This is a genomic window from Duganella flavida (assembly GCF_009857445.1).
GTDB classification, from domain to species: Bacteria; Pseudomonadota; Gammaproteobacteria; order Burkholderiales; family Burkholderiaceae_D; genus Rugamonas; species Rugamonas flavida.
Genome location: NZ_WWCN01000020.1, coordinates 56457 through 80248, shown reverse-complemented (window position 1 = coordinate 80248; position 23792 = coordinate 56457). Strand labels below are relative to the sequence as shown.

The following is a 23792-nucleotide window of genomic DNA, read 5'->3' as shown; positions in this document are numbered from 1 at the left end:
GAATCAAATGGACTTTAGCATAAAAGCATTCGACACAAAAAACACCATCGCTACGGCCAAAGCCGGCGTCATCGCCGTCGCGGTCTTCGAAAACAAAAAGCTGTCGCAAGCTGCCAAGGCGCTGGACGGCGCTGGTGAAATCACCGCTGCGCTGAAGTCCGGCGACATTACCGGCAAAGCCGGTACCACCCTGCTGCTGCGCGGCCTGAAAGGCGCCGCCGCTGAACGCGTGCTGCTGGTCGGCCTGGGCAGCGACGAGACGGTCAGCGAGAAAAGCTTTGCCGGCGGCGTAGCTGCGGTACTCAAAGCTTTCGCCTCCCTCGGCACGAGCGACGCTATTATCGCACTGCCGGCGACCGAAGTGAAAGAGCGCGACGTGAATTGGGCGATCCGCTGTGTGGTGCAAAGCGCCCACGAATCGGTGTTCCGCACCGATGGCCAAAAGAGCAAGAAGGATCCCGCTGTCGCCGGCGTGAAGAAAATCGCCCTGGCCGTGCCGAATACTGCCGCCACCAAGCTGGCGCTGGCCCAAGCCGAAGCTATCGCCAACGGCATGGACCTGACCAAGGAACTGGGTAACACCTCGGCCAACGTCTGCACCCCGACCCACTTGGCCAACGTCGCCAAGAAACTGGGCAAGGATTACAAGTTCGAGGTCGAAGTACTGGACCGCAAGCAGCTGGAAGCGCTCAAGATGAACAGCTTCCTGTCGGTGACCAACGGCAGCGAGCAGCCGCCGAAATTCATCGTCATGAAACACATGGGCGGTAAAGCCAAGGATGCGCCAGTGGTGCTGGTCGGTAAAGGCATCACCTTCGACACCGGCGGCATTTCGCTGAAGGCCGGTCCTGGCATGGACGAGATGAAATACGATATGGGTGGGGCGGCGTCGGTACTGGGCACCTTCCGCGCCATCGGCGAGATGAACCTGAAGCTGAACGTGATCGGCATTATCGCTGCGTGCGAAAACATGCCATCGGGCCGCGCCACCAAGCCGGGTGACATCGTCACCTCGATGAACGGCCTGACCATCGAGATCCTGAACACCGACGCCGAAGGCCGCCTGGTTCTGTGCGACGCGCTGACCTACGCCGAGCGCTTCAACCCGGCCGCCGTGATCGACATCGCGACCCTGACCGGTGCTTGCATCGTGGCGCTGGGCCACCATAAGAGCGGCCTGTTCACCCGCGACGACGAAACGCATAACAAGCTGGCCGCAGAAATCCTGGCCGCCGGCCAGACCGCCAGCGATACCGCATGGCGCCTGCCGATCGGTGAAGAGTACAACGAACAGCTGAAGTCCAACTTCGCGGATCTGGCCAACATCGGCACTCCGGGCGGCGCGTCGTGCACCGCGGCTGCGTTCCTGGAAAACTTCACCCGCAAGTACACCTGGGCGCATTTGGATATCGCCGGCACCGCATGGAAGTCGGGCGGCGCAAAAGGCGCGACCGGCCGTCCGGTCCCGCTGCTGTCGAACTTCCTCATCAACCGCTCGTAATTTAGAAAAGGGTCACGCCGGCTGCCGGCGCTGGCCCTTCTTCTTTTTCCTGGGCCGGGTGCATTACCACCGTCAGCGTGGCCGGATAATCGTATCCTGCACCCGTGTTCTGATCCACGAATAGTCCCACACCGGCCGTTAGCGCCAGGTTCCCCCACAGGTTACCGTCCGCCTTGGACTCGACCTTCTCATACGCCCAGCCCTTGCCCGCCTTCTGGCAATCGATGCGCAGCGGCCCCGCGCTCTTGCGCAGCGTGATGCGCGCCGGCGTCGTCACAAACCATTTGCCCACGTCGTTATACAGCACGCAGCCGACACCGGCGATCTCGCGGTGATCGAGCACGGTTTGCACCAGCACGTTTTGTTCTTTGGATTCAGTCAGGGATGCGCAGCCGGCCAAAGTGGCCACTAGCGCAATTACCGCGACGGCGGGACGGAGATACATGGTCTGTCTCTGAAAATGGAGTCAGCCCAGTGTACCAGCCCGCCGGCGGTTTTATTTGCTTAATGAAGCGGCGTAAAGCGTTGCACTTTACGCGTTGTGGCGATCCGGCGTTTTGGCAGCAACGGGCGTTTCGGCCTGCTCTTGCTGCTTCTTCTTCAGGCCCTGCACCACTTTCAGGATGTCGTCCATGCCGCGCTCACCGCCCAGAGTCGAGAAAGCGTCCAGCACTTCGTTCAGCACCTGATTGCGCACTGCGGCTTCATCAGAATTGATTTCCGGCGGACGCTGCAGCACTTCTGCGGCGCGCTTTTCAGCAGCAGCAGCCTCTTTCTGCGCAGCGGTTTTGCGGCCGCCCGGCGTTTTGCCATGCTCCAGCGCCGCCTGCCAGATGACCCAGCGGCGTTGCGTTTCGAAGACCAGATACTCGTCTGGCTTGTCTTCACGGCGTCGAACAATGTGACCGTCGCGCTGTGCCCATGCCTCAAATGCAGATCGCATTTTTTATTCCTTTGCAAATGCGCTAGGCGCCATTCACTGTAAAAACGACTTTATTTCCGTATAGTATCATTTATTGCGCTGCCACAACAAAAATATATACACACGCTTGCTTTAATTTTGTTGCTGAACAGAAACACAAGTTTTCCGTCTAATTTGTACCAGTATATTTCTAATTTGTTACTTTGTCTTGCCTTTCGGTTCTATTTTGACAACAACGAGACACTATTAGCAATTTTTTTTTGATTTCACACAATTTGCAACATTTTAGGGCCTCCGGGCGCGCGCGCGAAGGGCTTTTTCATGTTTTTTCATACAACTTTGCAAGCCGACAAGCCTATATGTTAAATCTGGATGCGGTAAGATGCAGGTCAACAGAACCCTGCATGAAAGCACTTATGAAATTAGCCACCTGGAATGTTAACTCTTTGAACGTAAGACTGCCGCACGTTATGAAGTGGCTAGAGGAAAACCCCACTGATGTGCTCTGCATTCAAGAAACAAAATTAACTGACGACAAGTTTCCAGTCGCTGCTATCGAGGCCGCCGGCTACCATGTTGCCTACACCGGGCAGAAGACCTACAACGGTGTTGCCATCATTTCCAAGCTGCCTATGACGGATATCGTCAAAAACAACCCAAAGTTTGAGGATCCGCAGCAACGAATTTTGGCGGCCACCATCGACGGTGTGCGTGTGGTGTGTGCCTACGTGCCAAACGGCCAAAGCGTGGACTCCGACAAGTACGAATACAAGCTGGCCTGGCTGTCCGCTTTCCACGACTGGATCAAGGAAGAAGCGGCGCAGCACCCGCAACTGGCGGTAGTGGGCGATTACAACATCGCACCGGAAGACCGCGACGTGCACGACCCGGCCGCATGGGAAGGCCAGATCCTGGTGTCGGACAAGGAACGCGCGGCGCTCAACCGCCTGCTGGAAATCGGCCTGACCGATTCCTTCCGCCTGTTCGAACATCCGGAAAAAACCTTCAGCTGGTGGGACTACCGCGCGCTGGGCTTCCGCCTGAACAAAGGCCTGCGCATCGATCACATCTTGCTGTCGGCGGCACTGGTGAAGCGCTGCAGCGCATGCATCATCGACCGCGTGCCGCGCAAATGGGAACAGCCGTCCGACCACGCACCGGTGGTCGCCACGCTGGATTAATCAGCAGCGCGGCAGCAGCAATTGGGCCGTCGCATGCGGCACCGGCTGCGAGAACAAATAGCCCTGCGCGTACTGGCAGCCGTCGCGCTGCAGCAGGGCGTACTGCCCTTCCGTCTCCACGCCCTCCGCCACCACCGACAGCTGCAAGCTGTCCGACAGCGCGATGATCGCCGCCACGATGGCCCGGTCTTCCGCACTCTCTTCCAGATCCTTGATAAAGGCGCGGTCGATCTTAATCTTCTTGACCGGGAAGCGCTTCAAATAAGCCAGCGATGAATAACCGGTGCCGAAATCGTCAATCGACAAGCGGATACCCATGGCATTGATGTGGCCCAGGATTTCCAGCGTCTGTTCGCCGTGCTCCATCAGCGCCGTTTCCGTGATCTCGAATTCGATCAGCGCCGGATCAATGCCGGTTTCATCGAGGATGTCGCGGATCGATTCCACCAGCCCCCGATGCATGAACTGGCGCGGCGACAGATTAACCGCCAGCGGCACCGGCGTCATGCCCTGGCTTTGCCACAGCATGATTTGCTTGCAGGCCTGCCGTATCACCCACTCGCCAATACTAACGATCATGCCGTTTTCTTCGATGATGGGGATGAACTGGTCCGGCTGCACCAGCTCCACGCCGCCGCGCCGCCAGCGCAGCAGCACTTCCATCGCATGCAAGCGGCGCGTGCCAATGTCCATGATGGGCTGGAAGTGCAACTCAAATTCGTCCGCCGCCAGCGCGCCGCGCAGACTGGACTCCAGTTCAAAGTGGCGCGCCGCCGTCTGGTTCATCGCCTCCTTGAAGAACTGGTAGTTATTACGCCCGCTGGCTTTAGCGTGGTACATCGCGCCGTCAGCGTTGCGCATCAGCGACTCCACATCGGCGCCATCGTCCGGGTAAACGCTGATGCCGATCGATGGCGTGATGTGAAGGTTGCGGCCTTCCAGCGGGAAGCTCTCCGACAAGGCTTCGATAATTTTCTCGGCCACCTGGCTAGCCTCTTCCGCCGTGCGGATGCCCGGCACCAGCACCACGAATTCGTCGCCGCCCAAGCGGGCCACGGTATCGCTGGCGCGCACCGCGCGGCACAAGCGGCTGGCTACTTCTTTCAGCAACTGGTCGCCGGTCATGTGACCGAGCGAATCGTTGATGGTCTTGAAGCGGTCAAGGTCAATGAACATCACCGCCAGTTTGCGTTCGGTGCGCTGCGCGGCCAGCATGGCGCGGTCAAGACGGTCCGACAATAGCGCGCGATTCGGCAAGCCGGTCAGGCTGTCGTGGTACGCCATGTGGTGCACGCGCGCCTCGGCCTGGCGGCGCTCGACTATCTCGCCTTGCAGCTGGGCGTTGGCGCCGGCCAGTTCCGCCGTGCGTTCCTGCACCCGCAGTTCCAGCTCATCGCGCGCGCGGGCCACGGCTTCCGCCGCTTCGCGCCGCGTGGTGATGTCATCCACCAGCCATACCGAACGCCCGCTGTTCTGCGCCAGATCGAAGGGACGGCCGGACAACCGCGCCCAGAAGGTAGTGCCGTCCTTGCGCACCAGCTCATACTCGGAGACGTTGACATGCCCGGCGCGGAAGTCGCGAATGGTTTCAGAGCGCGCCTCCTCCCACGCCACCTTGTCGGCGTAGAAGGCCTGCACGCTCAGGTGATTCATCTCGCCCGGCGCGTAGCCGAACAGTTCTTCCATCTTGCGGTTGCAGCGCAGGTTGCGGCCGTTCTCCACCACCGAGATGCCCAGCACCGCGCTATCGAGTATCGCCTGGTTCTCCAGCAGCGCATTGCGCAGCGCTTCCTCGGCGCGTTTTTGTTCGGTGCGGTCTTCAATGACCCAGATGGTGCCTGCGGTCGGGTCGTCGGGATTGACCACGTAGCCGATCAACTGCGCCCACAAAATGGTGTCGTCGGCGCGGCGCATTTCGATCTCGGTCTGGAATGGTTTGCCGATCGAGAGGAAAGGATAAGCCTCGCCGCCCAAACGGTCGTAGGCTTCCTGAGATGGGTACAGCGCGCGGCCCGGCAGGCCAAGGCCCGAATCATCGGTGTAGCGGAACATCTCGGCGAAGCCACGGTTGTAGCGCGTGATGACGCGGTTCTTGGTGAACAGGATGCTCATCGAGGCGTTGGTCATGATGGCCTCGACCTCCATCTGCGTTTGCAGCGAGTGCGTTACATCTTCAAGAATCCAGATGGTGCCGCCGCCACGATGCTGGTCGTCCACCGCACGCGCACGCACGCGGCACCAGAACAAGCTGCCGTCCTTGCGTTTGAATTCGTAGGCGTCCTTTTCGAACGGTTGGCCGGCACTGAGCGAAGGTCCGGCCTCCTTGCCGAAGTCCTCGTAATGCTGCTGCGACTGGAACAGCACCACCGACGGCTGCCCTTCCATCTCGCCTTGCGCGTAGCCGAACATCTCCGCCATGCGCGGATTACAGCTCAACATCAGCTGCGCCTTGGTGAACAGGATACCGACCGAGGCGTTATCGAGAATCGCCTTCTGCTCCAGCAGCATGCGGCGCAGTTTTTCCTCGTCCAGCCGGTGCTCGTTGATGTCCTCCATGATCCACATATTGCCGTCGGCAGTGTGCATCGGATCGATGGCGCGGCCAAACAAGCGCGCCCAGAACAGCGAACCATCCTTGCGCCGCACCTGCATCTCGGTGGTATAAGAGAGGCCTTGCGACAGCTGCGGCCCGGCTTCCTGTCCCAGCTTGATGAACTCCGCTTCGCTCGGATAAACGATGACGCTAGGCGCGCCTTCCAGCTCATGGCGGCTGTAGCCCAGCATCTCGGCACAGCGGATATTACATTCGATGATTACGCCATCCTTGCTGAACAAAATACCAACTGCTGCATTTTCAAGAATAGCCTGCTGCTCAAGCAGCGTTTTGCGCAGCGCGCGCTGATCGCGCTGGACTTCGGTGATGTCGTGGAAGACGATGGTGACGCCGTCGATTTCGGCGGTCGGCGGCAACGGCTTGGACCAGGCTTGCACCGAAACGTATTGGCCATCGTGGCAGGTCAGGCAACTGTCCCAGCGCTCCGCGTCGTGCAAACTGGCCAGGCTGGCGGCGCGCACGTGCCGCGCAAACAGGTCGCCTACCGGACGGCCGCAGGGATCTGCGCCCAGCAAATCGGTCAATTCAGGATTCGCGGCCAGCACAATCCCGTCCGCGCTGCATGCGCAAGCAGGCACGCCGATCAGCGCAAGCGCGTCGGCTACAAAATCTGGAGTGGTTGACACACGATACCTAGGCAGCATAGTTGGCAGATGATAAACCACATTATCCGCGTCCGCTATGAAAGCATGTGTCGCCCGCTCTAAAAACGACAATGCCCGGAGAACCGGGCATCATCGTATCACTTAGCGTTTTTTCATCAGTGAGCAGTGGCTCCTGCTGCGCCGATGCCGGTTTCAGAACGCATCTCCTGCGCTTCATAGCCAGCGCGGTCGATGCTCGCGCGGGCGCTCTTGTCCAGCAGCGAGAAGATCCAGATGCAAACGAAGGCTAATGGCATCGAGAAGATGGCCGGCGAGGCATACGGGAATAGCGCATCCGCGTGACCCAGCACGTCCACCCAAACCGACTTCGATACCAGCGTCAAACCAACGGCGGTAATCAGGCCAACGAAGCCGCCGATGGTGGCGCCGCGCGTGGTGCAGTCCTTCCACAGCACGGACATGAACAGCACCGGGAAGTTGGCCGACGCCGCAATCGCAAACGCCAGCGACACCATGAAGGCGATGTTCTGCTTCTCGAACACGATGCCCAGCACCACTGCAACGATGCCGAGAATGATGGTGGTGACCTTCGACACTTTCAGTTCGCTGCCGGCAGCTGGCTTGCCCTTCTTGATGACGGTGGCGTACAAGTCGTGCGACACGGCCGATGCGCCGGACAAGGTCAGGCCTGCAACCACGGCGAGGATGGTGGCAAAAGCCACAGCCGAAATAAAGCCGAGGAACACGTTGCCGCCAACCGCTTTGGCCAAGTGCACCGCCGCCATGTTGTTACCGCCCAGGAGCTTGCCCGCTGCGTCCTTGAACTCCGGATTGGTGCTCACCAAAACGATGGCGCCAAAGCCGATGATGAAGGTCAGGATGTAGAAGTATGCGATCCAGGTGGTCGCCCAGAACACCGACTTGCGTGCTTCCTTCGCGCTAGGCACGGTGAAGAAGCGCATCAGGATGTGCGGCAGGCCGGCGGTGCCGAACATCAGCGCCATACCGAACGAGATCGCCGACACCGGATCTTTAATGAAGGTGCCCGGGCCCATAATGGCGTCCTTCTTCGCATGCAGTTCCACCGATTTGGCAAACAGCGCTTCAGGGCTGAAGTGGAACTGCGCCAGCACGGCAAACGCCATGAAGCTCGCGCCACCCAGCAGCATCACAGCTTTGATGATCTGCACCCAGGTGGTGGCGGTCATGCCGCCGAACAGCACGTAGATCATCATCAGCGTACCAACCAGCACCACCGCGATCCAGTATTCAAGACCGAACAGCAGTTTGATCAGCTGGCCTGCGCCAACCATCTGCGCGATCAGGTAGAACGCCACCACCACCAGCGTGCCGGAAGCGGAGAAGATGCGGATAGGTTCTTGCTTGAAGCGGTAGGCCGCGACGTCGGCGAAGGTGAAACGGCCGAGGTTACGCAAGCGTTCCGCCATCAGGAAAGTGATGATCGGCCAGCCGACCAGGAAGCCGATGGCGTAGATCAGGCCATCGTAACCGTTCAAAAATACCGATGCGGAGATGCCGAGGAAGGATGCGGCGGACATGAAGTCGCCCGCGATCGCGAGACCATTCTGGAAGCCAGTGATGCCGCCGCCAGCGGTGTAGAAGTCCGCTGCGGAACGCGTCTTGGCTGCGGCCCATTTGGTGACGAACAGCGTAAAGATCACGAATGCCGCGAACATGATGATCGCGGTCCAGTTGGTAGGCTGCTTGTCGGCCTGGCCGAGATCAGCACCGGCTGCGAAAGTCGCGCCGCTGGCGGCCAGCATCATCAACGCTGCAGCATTGCGTTTAACGGCGCTCATGCTTGCACCTTGTCGTGGATTGCTTGGGTCAGTTCGTCGTAGCGCTTGTTGGCACGGCGGACGTACACGCCGGTGACCAGCACCGTGAAGAGGATAACGAACAGGCCTATCGGCATGCCCCAGGTCATCACGCCGTCACCGGTTTTCTTGGCGAGGAATTCTTTGTCGAACGCGATCAGCAGGATGTAGCCGTAATACACCACCATCATGAGCGCGGTGAGCGTCCAGCCGAAGCGGGAGCGCGATTTGACCAACTCGTGATAGTTGGGATCGCGCTTGATTTTCTGTACGAGGTCGTCGTGCATGTGTGTCTCCTTTTTTTAGTAATACAAGATTAAAGCCGGAGACTTACCGCTCGCTTACACGCACAGCTATTTTTGCAGCACTCGCTCGATCTGCTGCAACGATGATGGATCTTCAATCGATGTGAGATCGCCGGGATTGCGGCCTTCGCAGATCGCCTGAATGGAGCGGCGCAGTAGCTTGCCCGAACGCGTCTTCGGCAATTGCGTGACGAAGTACACGCGCGCAGGCCGCGCTACTGCACCGAGCTGGCGGTCCACCACCGCCATCACATCCTGCTCACTGGTCGCAGTGTTGGCATCTTTAAGAATCGCAAACGCCACTGCCACCTGCCCTTTAATCTTATCCTCCACACCCACCACCGCAACCTCGGAAACGTTGGGATGACTGGTGATGGACTCCTCGATCTCGCGCGTGCCGAGCCGATGACCGGCGACGTTGATCACATCATCGGTACGACCGAGGATAAAGTAGTAGCCGTCCGCATCGCGCACGCCCCAGTCGAAAGTCGAGTACAGCATCTTGCCGTTTGACTCGGTCCAGTAAGTGTCGACGAAACGCTGGTCATCGCCGTACACGGTTTGCATACAGCCCGGTGGCAGCGGGCCTTCGATCATCACCACGCCTTTTTCATTAGCGCTGCACTCAGCGCCGGTGGATTCATTAACCAGTTGGACCTTGTAGCCGTACATCGCTACGCCGGGGCTACCCAGCTTCGTCGGCGCATCTTCAATGCCCTTGGCAATGGAGAGTATTGGCCAGCCGGTTTCGGTCTGCCAGTAGTTGTCGATGATCGGCACGCCGAGCTCTCCGGCGATCCAGCCGGAAGTGGTTTCGTCAAGCGGTTCGCCAGCGAGGTATAGCGCCTTCAACGAGGACTTGTCGTACTTGCGCATGAACTCCGGGTCTTGCTTGCGCAGCACGCGGATCGCCGTCGGCGCAGAGAACATGCGTGTGACCTTGTGCTTCTCGACGATGCTCCACCAGACACCGGGATCGGGACAGATCGGCAGACCTTCATACATGATGGTCGCCATGCCGGCAATCAGCGGGCCGTAGACGATGTACGAGTGCCCCACCACCCAGCCGATATCGGAAGTAGCAAAAAATGTCTCGCCGGCGCGGCTGCAGAAGTTGTACTTCATCGACGCCGCCAGCGCCACCGCGTAGCCGCCAACATCACGCTGTACGCCTTTCGGCTTGCCGGTGGTGCCGGAGGTGTAGAGGATGTAGGAAGGCTCGTTCGATTCCAGCCATTCGACCGGAACCTGCGCGGCCAGATGCGAGGCACGCAGCGCGGCGTAATCGACATCGCGCCCCGCCACGCGCTCCATCGGCGCCAGGCCGCGATCCACCAGCAGCACGCGCGCCGGTTTGGCCGACGACAGTGCAATCGCTTCATCCAGCAGCGGCTTGTAGGGAATCGCCTTGCCGTTGCGCGAACCAGCATCAGCAGACACGATCAGCACCGGCTTGGCGTCATCAATCCGGCTCGCCAAACTGTTGGCGGCAAAGCCGCCGAACACCACCGAGTGCACCGCACCGATGCGCGCACAGGCCAGCATGGCGAATGCCGCTTCGGCGATCATCGGCATGTAAATCAGCACGCGGTCGCCCTTGCGCACGCCCAGCGATTGCATCATCGCGGCAAAGCGCTGGACTTCCGCGCGGAGCTCATTGAAGGAGTAGCTGCGCTCCGTATTGGTTTCGGTGGAGATGGCGATCAGCGCGGGCTGGTCACCTTGCGTTGTACACCAGCGGTCCACCGCGTTGTGACACAAGTTGGTCCGTCCGTCCACGAACCAGCGGGCGAACGGCGGGCTGGCGTAATCCAGCACCTGCGTGAACGGCGTTTTCCAATCGATGAGCGCAGCTTCGTCATGCCAGAATTGTTCAAGCGTGACGACAGAGCGCTGATAAAAATCAGCGTACCTCATGTCTCCTCCAATGTATTTGACTACTTAAGCGGGTACGCGTACCCAGCCTTCCATCAGTACTCGCGCGCTGCGGCTCATTACCGCTTTTGTCACGCTCCACTCTCCGTTTTTCTGCACCGCTTCCGCACCAACACGCAAGGTACCGGACGGATGGCCGAAGCGCACCGCAGCGCGCTCACCACCGCCCGCCGCCAGGTTCACCAGCGTACCGGGAATGGCGGCTGCCGTGCCGATAGCCACCGCTGCGGTGCCCATCATGGCGTGATGCAGCTTGCCCATCGAGAGCGCGCGTACCAGCAGGTCGATATCACCAACCGCCACTTGCTTGCCGCTGGACGAGGTGTAAGCCTTCGGCGGCGCGACAAACGCCACCTTCGGCGTGTGCTGGCGGGTGGCCGCTTCGTTCAAGTCTTTGATGAGGCCCATGCGCAGCGCACCGTGGGCACGGATAGTTTCAAACAGCGCCAGCGCCTTGGCGTCGCCGTTGATCGCTTCCTGCAATTCCGTGCCGGTGTAGCCGATGGCATCAGCGTTAATGAAGATGGTCGGAATGCCGGCGTTAATCATGGTCGCCTTCAGCGTGCCGACGCCGGGGACTTCCAGATCGTCCACCAGTTGGCCGGTCGGGAACATCGAGCCACCTCCGCCCTCTTCTTCCGCTGCCGGGTCCATGAACTCCAGCTGCACCTCTGCCGCCGGGAAGGTCACGCCATCCAGCTCGAAGTCGCCGGTTTCCTGCACTTCGCCGTTGGTGATCGGGATGTGGGCGATGATGGTCTTGCCGATATTGGCTTGCCACACGCGCACCACGGCCACGCCGTTTTGCGGCACGCGAGCCGGATCAACCAGCCCGCCGCTGATGGCGAACGCGCCCACTGCTGCGGACAGATTGCCGCAGTTGCCGCTCCAGTCCACGAAAGCCTTGTCGATCGAGACTTGGCCGAACAGATAGTCGACATCATGGTCAGTGCGCGTGCTCTTAGACAGTATCACCGTCTTGCTGGTGCTCGACGTTGCTCCGCCCATGCCGTCAATCTGCTTGCCGTATGGGTCCGGGCTGCCGATCACGCGCAGCAGTAACTGATCGCGCGCGGCGCCTGGCTGCTGCGCTGCTTCCGGCAGGTCCTGCAAGCGGAAGAACACACCCTTGCTGGTGCCACCACGCATATAGGTGGCGGGTATTTTGATTTGCGGTTTATGGCTCATTTATGCTGCCTTTGCCGATTCAAGGAAGTCCTGCGCAAAACGTTGCAGCACGCCGCCTGCTTCGTAGATCGACACGTCTTCCGACGAATCGAGACGGCAGGTCACAGGTACTTCCACGCGTTCGCCGTTGCGGCGATTAATCACCAGCGTCAGTGTGCCACGCGGCGTGCGTTGGCCGATCACGTCGAAAGTCTCGGTACCATCGATGCCCAACGTCAGGCGGTTCACTCCCGGTTGGAACTCCAGCGGAAGCACGCCCATGCCAACAAGGTTGGTGCGGTGGATACGCTCGAAGCCTTCGGCCACGATCACTTCCACGCCTGCGAGGCGCACGCCCTTGGCTGCCCAGTCGCGCGACGAGCCCTGGCCATAGTCGGCACCGGCAATTACGATCAGCGGCTGCTTGCGCTCCATATACGTTTCGATGGCTTCCCACATGCGGGTGACCTGGCCTTCAGGCTCGACGCGCGCCAACGAACCGGCTTTCACCTTACCGTCCGCATCGCGCACCATTTCGTTCTTCAGCGTTGGATTGGCGAAGGTAGCGCGTTGCGCGGTCAGGTGATCACCGCGATGGGTGGCGTAGGAGTTGAAGTCCTCTTCCGGCAGGCCCATTTTGTGCAGGTACTCGCCAGCTGCCGAATCCATCATGATCGCGTTTGATGGCGACAGGTGGTCGGTGGTGATGTTATCGCCCAGCACAGCCAACGCGCGCATGCCTTTCAGCGTGCGTTCGCCTGCCAGCGCACCTTCCCAGTAAGGCGGACGGCGGATGTAGGTCGATTGCGCGCGCCAGTCGTACAGCGGCTCGGCGCGTTCTGCCTCGCCTTCGCTGCGCGCAAACATCGGGATGTAGACTTTGCGGAAGTGGTCCGGCTTCACCGACGAGGCGACGATGGCGTCGATCTCTGCGTCGCTAGGCCACAGGTCTTTCAGCGTAATGGCTTTGCCGTTGGCGTCATGGCCCAGCACATCCTTCTCGATATCGAAGCGGATGGTGCCGGCGATGGCATAGGCCACCACCAGCGGCGGCGAAGCCAGGAAGGCCTGTTTAGCATATGGGTGGATACGGCCGTCAAAGTTGCGGTTGCCCGACAGGACGGCGGTCGCGTACAGATCGCGCTCCACCACTTCTTTTTGAATCACCGGATCCAGCGCGCCGGACATGCCGTTGCACGAGGTGCAGGCATACGCCACCACGCCGAAGCCCAGCTTTTCCAGATCTGGCATCAGGCCAGCTTCTTCAAGATACAGCGTGACAGCCTTGGAGCCCGGCGCCAGCGAGGTCTTTACCCACGGCTTGCGCAGCAGGCCAGCCTTGTTGGCGTTACGCGCCAGCAGGCCAGCGGCGATCATGTTGCGCGGGTTGTTGGTATTGGTGCAGCTGGTGATGGCAGCGATGATCACCGCGCCATCCGGCATCTTGCCAGGCTCATTTTCCACCACGCCCGAAATGCCGCGCGCAGCCAGTTCGCTGGTCGGCACACGTTTATGCGGATTGGATGGACCGGCGATATTGCGCACCACGGTCGACAGGTCGAACTTCAGTACGCGCTCGTACTCCGCCGTTTTCAGGCTGTCCGACCACAAGCCAACGTGCTTGGCGTACTGCTCCACTAAGACCACCAGCGCGTCATCGCGGCCGGTCAGCTTGAGGTACTTGATGGTTTGCTCGTCGATGGAGAACATCGCGGCGGTGGCGCCGAATTCGGGCGCCATATTGGAGATGGTGGCACGGTCGCCCAACGTCAGCGCGGTAGCACCTTCGCCGTAGAACTCCAGATAGGCCGACACCACTTTTTCCTTGCGCAGAAATTCAGTCAGCGCCAGCACGGTGTCGGTGGCGGTGATGCCCTCTTGCGGCTTGCCGCTCAGTTCAACGCCGATGATGTCCGGAAGGCGCATCCACGATGCGCGGCCCAGCATGACGGTTTCCGCTTCCAGGCCGCCGACGCCGATGGCGATCACGCCCAGCGCATCGACCATCGGGGTGTGCGAGTCGGTGCCAACCAGCGTATCCGGGTAGGCTACGCCGTCGGTGACCTGAATCACCGGCGACATGCGTTCCAGATTAATCTGGTGCAGGATGCCGTTACCCGGCGGGATCACGTCCACGTTCCGGAAGGCTTTCTTGGTCCAGTCGATGAAGTGGAAGCGGTCTTCGTTGCGGCGGTCTTCAATCGCGCGGTTTTTTTCAAAGGCTTGCGGATCGAAGCCGCCGCACTCCACCGCCAGCGAGTGGTCCACCACCAGCTGCGTCGGCACCACCGGATTGACCAGCGCAGGGTCGCCGCCTTGTAGAGCGATGGCGTCGCGCAGGCCGGCCAGGTCGACCAATGCGGTCTGGCCGAGAATGTCGTGGCAAACCACACGCGCGGGGAACCACGGGAAGTCGAGGTCGCGCTTACGCTCGATCAGCTGCGACAGCGAAGCATTCAGCGTGGCCGGGTCGCAGCGGCGCACCAGATTTTCCGCCAGCACGCGCGAGGTGTACGGCAGCTTGGCCCAGGCGCCTGGCTGGATTGCGTCGACGGCTTCACGCGCGTCGAAGTAGTCTAGCTGAGTGCCCGGCAGGGCTTTACGGAATTGAGTGTTCATGATTATTGACGGTCTTTGATCGGTACGAATTTCAGGTCTTCTGGGCCGACGTAGTTGGCGCTTGGGCGGATGATCTTGTTGTCGATACGCTGCTCGATGATGTGCGCCGACCAGCCGGAGGTGCGCGAGATGACGAACAGCGGCGTGAACATCGCAGTCGGCACGCCCATCATGTGGTAGGACACGGCCGAGAACCAGTCCAGGTTCGGGAACATCTTTTTGATTTCCCACATCACGGATTCGAGGCGCTCCGCGATATCGAACATCTTGGTCGAACCGGCTTCCTCGGACAGCTGGCGCGCCACTTCTTTAATGACCACGTTGCGCGGATCGGACACGGTATACACCGGATGGCCGAAGCCGATCACCACTTCCTTGTTGGCGACGCGGTTGCGGATGTCGGCTTCCGCTTCGTCTGGATTGTCGTAGCGCTTCTGGATTTCGAAAGCGACTTCGTTGGCGCCGCCGTGTTTAGGACCGCGTAACGCACCGATCGCACCGGTGACGGCCGAGTGGATATCCGACCCAGTACCCGAAATCACGCGGCTGGTGAAGGTCGAAGCGTTGAATTCATGTTCCGCGTACAGGATTAGCGAGGTGTGCATCGCACGCACCCACGAATCACGCGGTTTCTCACCGTGCAGCAGGTGCAGGAAGTGGCCGCCGATCGAGTCGTCGTCGGTTTCCACTTCGATGCGCTTGCCGTTATGGCTGTAGTGGTACCAGTACAGCAGCATGGAGCCGAAGGAAGCCATCAGGCGGTCGGCGATATCGCGCGCGCCTGGGGTATTGTGATCGTCCTTCTCAGGCAGCACGCAGCCCAGTACCGACACGCCGGTGCGCATCACGTCCATTGGGTGGGCCGATGCAGGCAGTGCTTCGAGTGCCGACTTCACGGCTTGCGGCAGGCCGCGCAGCGATTTCAGTTTGGCCTTATAGCCCTTCAGTTCCGCCACGGTTGGCAGTTTGCCGTGCACCAGCAGGTAAGCGATTTCTTCGAACTCGCAAGTGGTGGCGACGTCCAGAATGTCGTAGCCGCGATAGTGCAGGTCATTGCCGGTTTTGCCAACGGAGCACAGCGCGGTGTTACCGGCGGCGACGCCCGACAGGGCTACGGATTTTTTTGGTTTGAAGGTAGCTTCGGTCATATCAGTCTCCAACAGCTGTCATTCCCGCGCAGGCGGGAATCCATGCTGAGTATGGGCTCCCGCCTGCGCGGGAGCGACGGGTTATCAATTATTTCTTCTGTGCGGCGAACAGTGCGTCCAGCTTCTGTTCAAAATCGTGATAGTTGATGCGCTCATAGAGTTCGGCGCGGGTCTGCATGGTGTCGACCACGTTTTGCTGCGTGCCGTCGCGGCGGATCGCGCCGTAGACGTTTTCGGCAGCCTTGTTCATGGCGCGGAAGGCGGACAGCGGGTACAGCACCAGGCCGACGTCGGCGCTGCGCAATTCGTCCACGGTGAACAACGGGGTCGAACCGAATTCGGTGATGTTGGCCAGCACCGGTACTTTGACGGCGGCGGCGAATTTTTTGTACATATCGAGGCTAATCATCGCTTCCGGGAAAATCATGTCGGCGCCGGCTTCTACGCAGGCGACAGCGCGTTCAATGGCGGCATCCAGTCCTTCCACGGCCAGCGCGTCGGTACGGGCCATGATGACGAATTGGTCGTCGGTGCGGGCGTCAACGGCGGCGCTGATGCGGTCGACCATTTCCTGTTTCGACACGATCTCTTTGCCTGGGCGGTGACCGCAGCGTTTTGCGCCTACCTGGTCTTCGATGTGCATGGCGGCGGCGCCGAACTTGATCATCGATTTGACGGTGCGGGCGACGTTGAAGGCCGAGGCGCCAAAGCCGGTGTCCACATCCACCAGCAGCGGCAGGTCGCACACGTCGGTGATGCGGCGCACGTCGGTCAGCACGTCATCGAGGTTGGAGATGCCGAGGTCCGGCAGGCCAAGCGACCCCGCCGCCACACCGCCGCCCGACAGGTAGATCGCTTTGAAGCCGGCGCGTTTGGCCAGCAAGGCGTGATTGGCGTTGATGGCGCCGACCACCTGCAGCGGGGATTCTTCCTGGACGGCCTTGCGGAACGCGGCGCCGGCGGAGTAGTGAGTCATGTTGGGACCTTTCGATGTTGCGTTGAAGTTGGGCTCTCTAGTGCAAGGGCTGTGCCAGATGGTGAAGCTATACAAATCAACCACTTACAACTCACATCACGTTGCAACTTGAAACATTGAAACGCATTTGAACTATAATTGAAACATGCGACATTCCACTCCCCTGCCCTTCGACGCCAACGACAAGCCGGTTATCTGGACGGTTTCGGTCTCGCGCCTGTCCGATTTGTTCCGCGATATCACGCTGGAATACGACAGCCTGGCCACCATTGAGCCGATCAATCTTGGTTTCGACGAAGCGGCCAAGCACATACGCGAACGCCTCGCCACCGAGCGTTGCGACGCGGTGATTTCGGCCGGTTCGAATGCGGCGTACCTGAAGGGCCGCTTGTCGGTGCCGGTGGTGATTGCGAAGTTCAGCGGGCTCGATGTGATGCAGGCGTTGGCGCGTGCGCGTCGCGTGTCGGACCGCATTGGCATCGTCACGTATCAGGAGCGCTTGTCTGAGCTGGCGGAGTTCTCCAGCACCTTCGGCTTCGACGTGGCGCAGCGCACCTACGTCACCGAGGAAGATGCGCGCGCGCAGATCAACGATTTGAAGGCAGCCGGCATCAAGGCGATTGTGGGCGCGGGCTTGATTACCGACCTCGCCGAGGAAGCAGGATTGACCGGCGTGTTTGTATACTCGGCTGCCTCGATCCGTCACGCGTTTGATGATGCGCTGGAGATGGCGCGCTTGACGCAGCTGGAATCGAATCGCAGCCGCGCGCGCGGTGCGGTGGTGACGGACACGCTGCGTGCCAAGCATGGCATCAACGATCTGCGTGGCGATTCGGCGGCGATGGAGACGGTGCGGCAGTCGGTGGTGCTGTATGCGAAGTCGCCTGCCACGGTGCTGATTCAGGGCGAGACGGGATGCGGCAAGGAGCTGGTGGCGCAGGCGATTCATCGCGAGGCGCCGCGCACCTTGGGGCAGAACCGGCCGTTCGTGGCGGTGAACTGTGGTGCGATTGCGGAGTCCTTGCTGGAATCGGAATTGTTTGGGCATGAGGAAGGCGCGTTCACCGGCGCGCGGCGCGGCGGGCATGCTGGCTTGTTTGAAGCGGCCAATCGCGGCACGCTGTTCCTCGACGAGATAGGCGAGATGCCTTTGACGCTGCAAACGCGCTTGCTGCGCGTGCTGGAAGAGCGCGAGGTAGTGCGGGTGGGCGGCACGCGGCCGATACCGGTCAATGTGCGCATCATCAGCGCCACACACTGCGATCTGGAGCAGCGCGTGCGCGAGGGTCGCTTCCGCGCGGACTTGTTCTATCGATTGGCAGTGCTGCGCCTCACGCTACCGCCGCTGCGTGCGCGGGCCGAGGATGTGCTGCCGCTGGCCGAGTGGTCGCTGAAGAATGCACTGGCGTCGCTGGGCGCGCGGCCGCATCCCAACCTGCATGCAGAGATGGCAGCGTGCGCGCCACTGCTGCAACGCTACGACTGGCCCGGCAACGTACGCGAGCTGCGCAACCTGACCGAGCGCCTGGCCCTGTTCCTCGCCGCCGAGCCGCTGCAAGCACTAACGCCCGCCTTCGTCCTCAGCGTCGCCCCCGAACTTGCCGCCCGCCCAGCCGCAGCACTCCCCCAGACCGTCCCGCCGCACCCGGCGCAGGCCGAACGCGTGTCCGACGTGCTGGCCCGCTTCGGTGGCCGGCGCGACGCTGCTGCCGACTATCTCGGCATCAGCCGCACCACCCTATGGCGCAAGCTCAAAACAGAGGGCTGACTACCGTTCATCACGGCGTAAAACCGCTCATCCCAAAGCCGTCGCCGCCGCCGCGACGCACCGATAGCATGGCTCCACTTACTCACCAATTCACCAACGGAGAACGCCATGCTAAACAAAATCATCGCCACCATCGCCGCCACGCTCGCACTGGGCCACGCCGCCGCTGCCGAACATCCCGCCTTCAAAGTCGACGTCACCGGCAAAGGTGCACCGATCATCCTGATCCCCGGCCTCGGCTCGGCCGGCGACGTGTGGGATGGCACGGTCGCCCACTACTGCGCTGGCGGCAAATACCAATGCCACGTGCTGACGCTCGCCGGTTTCGCCGGCCAGCCCGCGATTGCAGAACCGCTGCTGCCAGCAGTCGAACAACAACTGAGCGACTACATCGCCGCCAACAAATTCGCCAATCCGGTGATCATCGGCCATAGCCTCGGCGGCTTCCTTGGCATGAAACTGGCGGCCGATCATCCAGAACAAGTGGGCCGCCTGGTTATTGTCGACACACTGCCCGCACTCGGCGCGGCCCAGATGCCAAGCGTTACACCGGCACAGTTGAAGGACATGGCCGCCGGCATGCGCGCCAACATGCAGGCACAGGATCCGGCTACCTTCAAAGACGCACAGATGAAAATGGTACGCACCATGATCACAAAGCAGGAGGATATCGACCGTGTCCTGGCGCGCGGCGGCCACTCGGACCGCAGCACCGTCATCGACGTCATGGCCGACATGACGGCCACCGACCTGCGCCAGGACATCAGCCGCATCAAAGCACCGACGCTGGTCCTCGGCACGTGGATCGCCTACAAGGACTACGCCCCCAAGTCAGCCATCACCTCCGTCTTCACCACCCAGTACGCGCAACTGAAAGGCGCGAAGATCGAGATCGCCGACACCGCGCGCCACTTCATTATGTACGACGATCCGGCTTGGATGTATGATCGCATTGATAACTTCCTGAACTAAGCCATGACTCACGACCGCCCACTGCTCGCACGCTTGAACTGGTACTGGATCTTCCAACTGGCCGGCTGGGGCTTCCTCCCCGTGTTCGCCATCGTGACAGGTGCGATGCGCATGCCTGGCCTGATCTGGGTGATGTGCTGGGGAGGCGCCACCGGTATCATCATTTCCGACCTGTGGCACCGGTTGCTCAAGCGCCGCACCAACAACGGCCGGCGCATCAGATGGAAACTGGTGCTGTGCGGTGTGCTGGTGCTGGGCATCGTTCATACCGGCCTGCAGTTCCTCGGCTTCCTGATGTTCACGCCATCGCACATGGTGAACGGCTACAGCTGGATACCTTCCGCGCTGATGTCGTGGTGGTCGATTTACCTTGTGTGGAACATTTTCTATATGGGCGTGCTGTCGCTGCGGCGCGCCAACCGCGCGGAGTCGGAATCGCTGCGGCTTGAAATCGCCGCCAAGGATGCTGAGCTGCGCGCCCTGCAGGCGCAGGTCAATCCGCACTTTTTCTTTAACAGCATGAACAGCGTGCGCGCGCTGATTTACGAAGACCAGAACGCTGCCGCGCAGATGATCGACCAGCTGGCCAGCGTGATGCGCTACGCGCTGCAATCGGGTCATCACGACACGGTGCCGCTGTCGGCGGAGATTGAAGCGGTGCAGGCTTATCTCGCCATCGAGAAGATTCGCTTTGAAGAGCGCATGCAGGTCAGCGTGGAAATCGGCCCCGGTCTTGAAAAGGTGCGCATTCCGCCGATGTCGCTGCAAACGCTGGTGGAGAATGCGGTCAAGTACGGCGTGGAGACTAGTGCCACCGGCAGCGAGATACGCATCCGCGCACAGCGTATTCACGATGGCTCGGTCCATATCGAAATCGCCAACCTCGGTGCCATTGTGCCGTTTGCGAATTCCACCAAGGTCGGTCTGGTCAACACACGCAAGCGGTTGGCGCTGGCATTGGGCGCGAATGCGCAGCTGGATTTATCGGAAAACAGTGGCTGGGTACGCGCCACACTCACCTTACCGGAGGCCGCGTAATGCGTGCATTACTGATCGACGACGAACGCCTCGCGCGCGCTGAATTGCGACGCCTGTTGACGGCACATCCCGAAGTAGAAATTATCGGTGAAGCCGTCAACGCCGCCGACGGCGTGCAGCAAATCCTCGCCCTCAAGCCGGACCTGATTTTCCTCGACGTGCAAATGCCCGGCGGCTCAGGCTTCGACATGCTGGCCGCGCTGGAAGAAGCGCCGGAAGTGATCTTTACCACCGCCTTCGATCAATACGCGCTGCAAGCTTTTGAAGTGAACGCGCTCGATTATTTACAGAAGCCGATACAGGCCGCGCGCATGGCGTCCGCCCTGCAGCGTTGCGCGGCGCGGCATCACCGCGAAGCGGCGTCCACTGCGAGCAAAAAACTGTTCATCAAGGATGGTGAGCGATGCTGGTTCGTGGCACTGGACGACATCCGCCTGTTTGAATCCGACGGCAACTACACGCGCGTCTACTTCGATCGCCACCAGCCGCTAATGCTGCGCTCCCTGAACCAGCTGGAAGAGAAGCTCGATCCTTCACGCTTCTTCCGCGCCAGCCGCCGCCACATCGTCAATCTGGATCACGTCGAACAAGTCGCGTCCAACGACACCGGCGGCCTCGATCTCACCCTGCGCGACCAACTCGCCATCGAAGTCTCCCGCCGCCGCGCCCCGCAATTCAAGGCACTGACCAGCATTTAACCACGCAGCGCTTCACCCGCTGGCAAACGCATGGCGGTCCAGGTGTGGCGGGTGATGGCGACGAGGGCAACCGACAACGTTAGCAGCAGCGCGCAGGCCAATGTCCAGTAGCCGATGGGGGCGCGCTCGACGTAGTTACCCAGATAACGCTCGATCAACACTATCGCGATCGGCTGGCTGATGGCGGCGGCGATCAGGATCAAGGTGCCGGTCTCGCGGATCACCAGCAGGCCGATGTCGCTACGGCGCGCACCATGCAGCTTGCGCAGCACGATTTCGCGGGCACGGCGCTGTACGGTGTTAGCCGCCAGGGCGTAGGTACCGAAGGCGGCGATTGCCAGTGCGATGCCGGTTGCTGCCGCCAGTAGCTTGGACATGCGCGCGTCTTCCGCGTAGTTCTGCGCCAGCACATCACCGGCGCGGTGCATCCGCATCAGCGACTCAGGGAAGTAGCGCGGCCATAAGATGCGCACCGCTTCCTCCACCTCTTCCATCGCGCCGTTCACGCGTATCGTCAACGCACCGCCTGCAGTCCACAATTCGTAGGCCGTGGCGCGCGGCCGGTCGCGTAGTGACCGGAACCGCAGCTCGGGCGCAATGCCGACAATGGTTTTACGAATCGTGACGTTATCGAAACCGGTGAACAGCACCGTCTCGCCAACTGCCGCTTCCGGCGTGGCGAAACCCAGTTCGCGCGCCGCCAGTGCATTGATCACCACCGGCTCTTTGTCATCTTCCTTGTCCATCGCACCTTGGAACAAGCGCCCTGCCAGTGGTTGCAAACGTAGCTGTTCGAAGAAATTCGCACTCACTGACTTCATCTCCATCGCCGCCGCTTGCCCGCCTGGGCGCTTCAGGTCACGTGTCCACAACCAATCGAGGCGCCCGACCGGATCTTCCGATATCGCGACACCGGCCACGCCGCGCTGCGCGGACAAGGCGGTGTACAAACCACGCGCAGCCTGGCTGTCGCGCACGCGCTCGGGCATTTGCACCACCAGCAGCGGCGACGGTTCGAACCCGGGAGAAGAAGTCATCGCATAATGCGTCTGCCACGCAATGGCAATGGTGACAGCGGAGAGCCCCATCGCTGCGGCAATCTGCGTCACCGTCAGCACGCGGCGCACGCGCATGCTGGCGATGGACTCGTTCTCCGATCGCCCTGCCAACACGCGTGTCGGATGTACGCGCAGTGCGATCAGCGCCGGATACACGGCGGTTGCTGCGCCCAGCACCACGCCCAGTCCAAGCGCCAGTGCGACATGCTGCACTGTGAACAGATCATCCAGCTGGCGCGCCACCAATTGCGAGAAGGCCGGCAGCGCCAGCCACGCCAGCAGCAATCCCAACACCGTCGCCAGCATCGACATCAGCAGCGCCTCTAGAAGGAAATGCAGCACAATCTGCGGCACACTGGCGCCCAGCACTTTGCGCATCGCCACCTCCCGCTGGCGGCGCAGCACACGCACAGTCGCCAGGTTCACGTAATTGATCGCCGCCAGCGCGAGGATCAATAGCGCGATGGCCGCCAGTCCGCCGATGATGGCAGGATTACCCCGGTCACCCACCACCGTAATCGGGTTATCACTCAGCTGCTTGGCGAAATAAGCGCTGCGCAGCGGCGACAGCGATATCTCCAGCGCCTTACGCTTGCCCAGGCGTGCCCTCACCTCCGGCGGGAAGCCCTGTACGCTCGGCGTACGGTCCACCACTTGCTGCAAGCTGTCCGTTAATGCCGCAATCGAAGTGCCCGGCCGCACCCGTAACAGCATTTTGCCTACCCAACCATGTTCGCCGGTCAGCATCTCGTGCCGCACTTCGTCTGCAAACGTCGAGTTCACGCCGAACAGCAGTTCAAATGGGATGGTGGTATTGGAAGGTGGCGTGCGCACCACTGCACCAACTTGTATTGGCTTGCCTTCCGCATGCATGGTGCGGCCCAACACGTCGGCGGTGCCAAACAGGCGCACTGCGGCGGCTTCGGTCAGCACGATCTGGTCTGGCCGTTCCAGCGCGACCGCGATATCTCCCTGCAGTGCGTGCAAGCCCAGTATCTGCTGAAAACCGGGGAGCACAGTCAACGCGCGAACGCGGATGATCTTGCGGTCGATACGCACCGCAAGCGGGAGTACTTCCTCGCGCGCCGGGATGTAGCACGTCGCATCAACCACCTCCGGCATTTTGAGTGCGGCTGCGCGCAAAAACATCGGCGCCAGGTCGTACACAGGTTCGGCCGGATCGACATTGAATTTATGCCGGACCACGTAGATGTTACCCACGTCCGGCACCTGCGCGTCATACTCCAGCGAGTAGCGCACAAAGCCAAGCAGCAGCAGGCACGCTGCCACGCCGGCACTCAGTCCAAGCATGACAGCCAAGGTGTAAGCAGGTTCCTGTATTAGCGTGCGCCAGCCGATGCGTAAGTCCATGTGTTCAAATCCGAGATGAAGTTATCGCATCAAACTGCAACATCCATGCCACGCGTTTGCCGCCGTGCTTTGTCCG

At 60.8% G+C, this 23792-nt stretch carries 17 protein-coding genes; 6 read left to right on the top strand and 11 right to left on the bottom strand.

The genetic code is table 11. The features are described from left to right. Positions 1 to 7 precede the first annotated feature (7 nt). The gene (locus tag GTP46_RS25280) at positions 8 to 1501 is read left to right on the top strand and encodes a leucyl aminopeptidase (RefSeq protein ID WP_161009394.1); all 1494 of its coding nucleotides are present in this window, start codon (positions 8 to 10) and stop codon (positions 1499 to 1501) included. Position 1502: 1 nt separating this feature from the next. On the opposite strand, the gene GTP46_RS25275 is transcribed toward GTP46_RS25280, so the two are convergent. Further along, positions 1503 to 1946 carry a hypothetical protein gene (locus GTP46_RS25275; RefSeq protein ID WP_229259093.1) on the bottom strand — a complete coding sequence of 148 codons (444 nt, stop codon included), beginning with the start codon at positions 1944 to 1946 and terminating at the stop codon, positions 1503 to 1505. Between the two features lie 87 nt (positions 1947 to 2033). Further along, positions 2034 to 2444: a phiTE_015 family protein gene (locus GTP46_RS25270; protein WP_161009393.1), complete on the bottom strand. Its 411-nt coding sequence runs from the start codon at positions 2442 to 2444 to the stop codon at positions 2034 to 2036. Between the two features lie 395 nt (positions 2445 to 2839). Between GTP46_RS25270 and xth the strand changes: the two genes are divergently transcribed. Beyond that, a complete protein-coding gene (gene xth, locus GTP46_RS25265) occupies positions 2840 to 3604 on the top strand; it encodes an exodeoxyribonuclease III (RefSeq protein ID WP_161009392.1) in 765 nt (254 codons plus the stop codon). Here the strand turns inward: xth and GTP46_RS25260 are convergent, their stop codons facing one another. The 8 genes from GTP46_RS25260 to prpB form a co-directional block, all read right to left on the bottom strand. Continuing rightward, the gene (locus GTP46_RS25260) at positions 3605 to 6862 is read right to left on the bottom strand and encodes a bifunctional diguanylate cyclase/phosphodiesterase (protein ID WP_161009391.1); all 3258 of its coding nucleotides are present in this window, start codon (positions 6860 to 6862) and stop codon (positions 3605 to 3607) included. It abuts the gene before it with no gap. Between the two features lie 116 nt (positions 6863 to 6978). Next, entirely contained in the window at positions 6979 to 8643 is a 1665-nt protein-coding gene (locus GTP46_RS25255; RefSeq protein ID WP_161009390.1) for a cation acetate symporter, read from the bottom strand. Further along, a complete protein-coding gene (locus GTP46_RS25250; RefSeq protein WP_161009389.1) occupies positions 8640 to 8948 on the bottom strand; it encodes a DUF485 domain-containing protein in 309 nt (102 codons plus the stop codon). Before GTP46_RS25250 ends, GTP46_RS25255 begins: the two co-directional genes overlap by 4 nt. A 66-nt stretch (positions 8949 to 9014) precedes the next feature. Then, positions 9015 to 10883 (bottom strand): propionate--CoA ligase, encoded by a 1869-nt coding sequence (locus GTP46_RS25245; protein WP_161009388.1) that lies wholly within the window; start codon positions 10881 to 10883, stop codon positions 9015 to 9017. Positions 10884 to 10907: 24 nt separating this feature from the next. Beyond that, entirely contained in the window at positions 10908 to 12089 is a 1182-nt protein-coding gene (gene prpF, locus GTP46_RS25240; protein WP_161009387.1) for a 2-methylaconitate cis-trans isomerase PrpF, read from the bottom strand. Then, the gene (acnD, locus tag GTP46_RS25235; RefSeq protein WP_161009386.1) at positions 12090 to 14687 is read right to left on the bottom strand and encodes a Fe/S-dependent 2-methylisocitrate dehydratase AcnD; all 2598 of its coding nucleotides are present in this window, start codon (positions 14685 to 14687) and stop codon (positions 12090 to 12092) included. 2 nt (positions 14688 to 14689) lie between these two features. Next, on the bottom strand, positions 14690 to 15835 hold the full coding sequence (prpC, locus tag GTP46_RS25230) for a bifunctional 2-methylcitrate synthase/citrate synthase (protein ID WP_161009385.1): 1146 nt from the start codon (positions 15833 to 15835) through the stop codon (positions 14690 to 14692). An 88-nt stretch (positions 15836 to 15923) separates the two neighbouring features. After that, positions 15924 to 16811, bottom strand: a complete 888-nt coding sequence (prpB, locus tag GTP46_RS25225) for a methylisocitrate lyase (RefSeq protein WP_161009384.1) — start codon at positions 16809 to 16811, stop codon at positions 15924 to 15926. A gap of 145 nt (positions 16812 to 16956) precedes the next feature. Here prpB and prpR point away from each other — a divergent pair, with 145 nt between their 5' ends. From prpR to GTP46_RS25205, 4 genes are all read left to right on the top strand, one after another. Next, on the top strand, positions 16957 to 18579 hold the full coding sequence (gene prpR / locus GTP46_RS25220; RefSeq protein ID WP_161009383.1) for a propionate catabolism operon regulatory protein PrpR: 1623 nt from the start codon (positions 16957 to 16959) through the stop codon (positions 18577 to 18579). Between the two features lie 108 nt (positions 18580 to 18687). Beyond that, on the top strand, positions 18688 to 19551 hold the full coding sequence (locus GTP46_RS25215) for an alpha/beta fold hydrolase (protein ID WP_161009382.1): 864 nt from the start codon (positions 18688 to 18690) through the stop codon (positions 19549 to 19551). A gap of 3 nt (positions 19552 to 19554) precedes the next feature. Then, entirely contained in the window at positions 19555 to 20589 is a 1035-nt protein-coding gene (locus GTP46_RS25210; RefSeq protein ID WP_161009381.1) for a sensor histidine kinase, read from the top strand. Next, positions 20589 to 21287, top strand: coding sequence for a LytR/AlgR family response regulator transcription factor (locus GTP46_RS25205; RefSeq protein ID WP_161009380.1), 699 nt, complete (start codon positions 20589 to 20591; stop codon positions 21285 to 21287). The genes GTP46_RS25210 and GTP46_RS25205 overlap by 1 nt, the downstream gene beginning before the upstream one ends. On the opposite strand, the gene GTP46_RS25200 is transcribed toward GTP46_RS25205, so the two are convergent. Further along, complete coding sequence (locus GTP46_RS25200) at positions 21284 to 23716, bottom strand: FtsX-like permease family protein (protein WP_161009379.1); 2433 nt, start codon at positions 23714 to 23716, stop codon at positions 21284 to 21286. The genes GTP46_RS25205 and GTP46_RS25200 overlap by 4 nt on opposite strands. Positions 23717 to 23792: the final 76 nt, after the last annotated feature.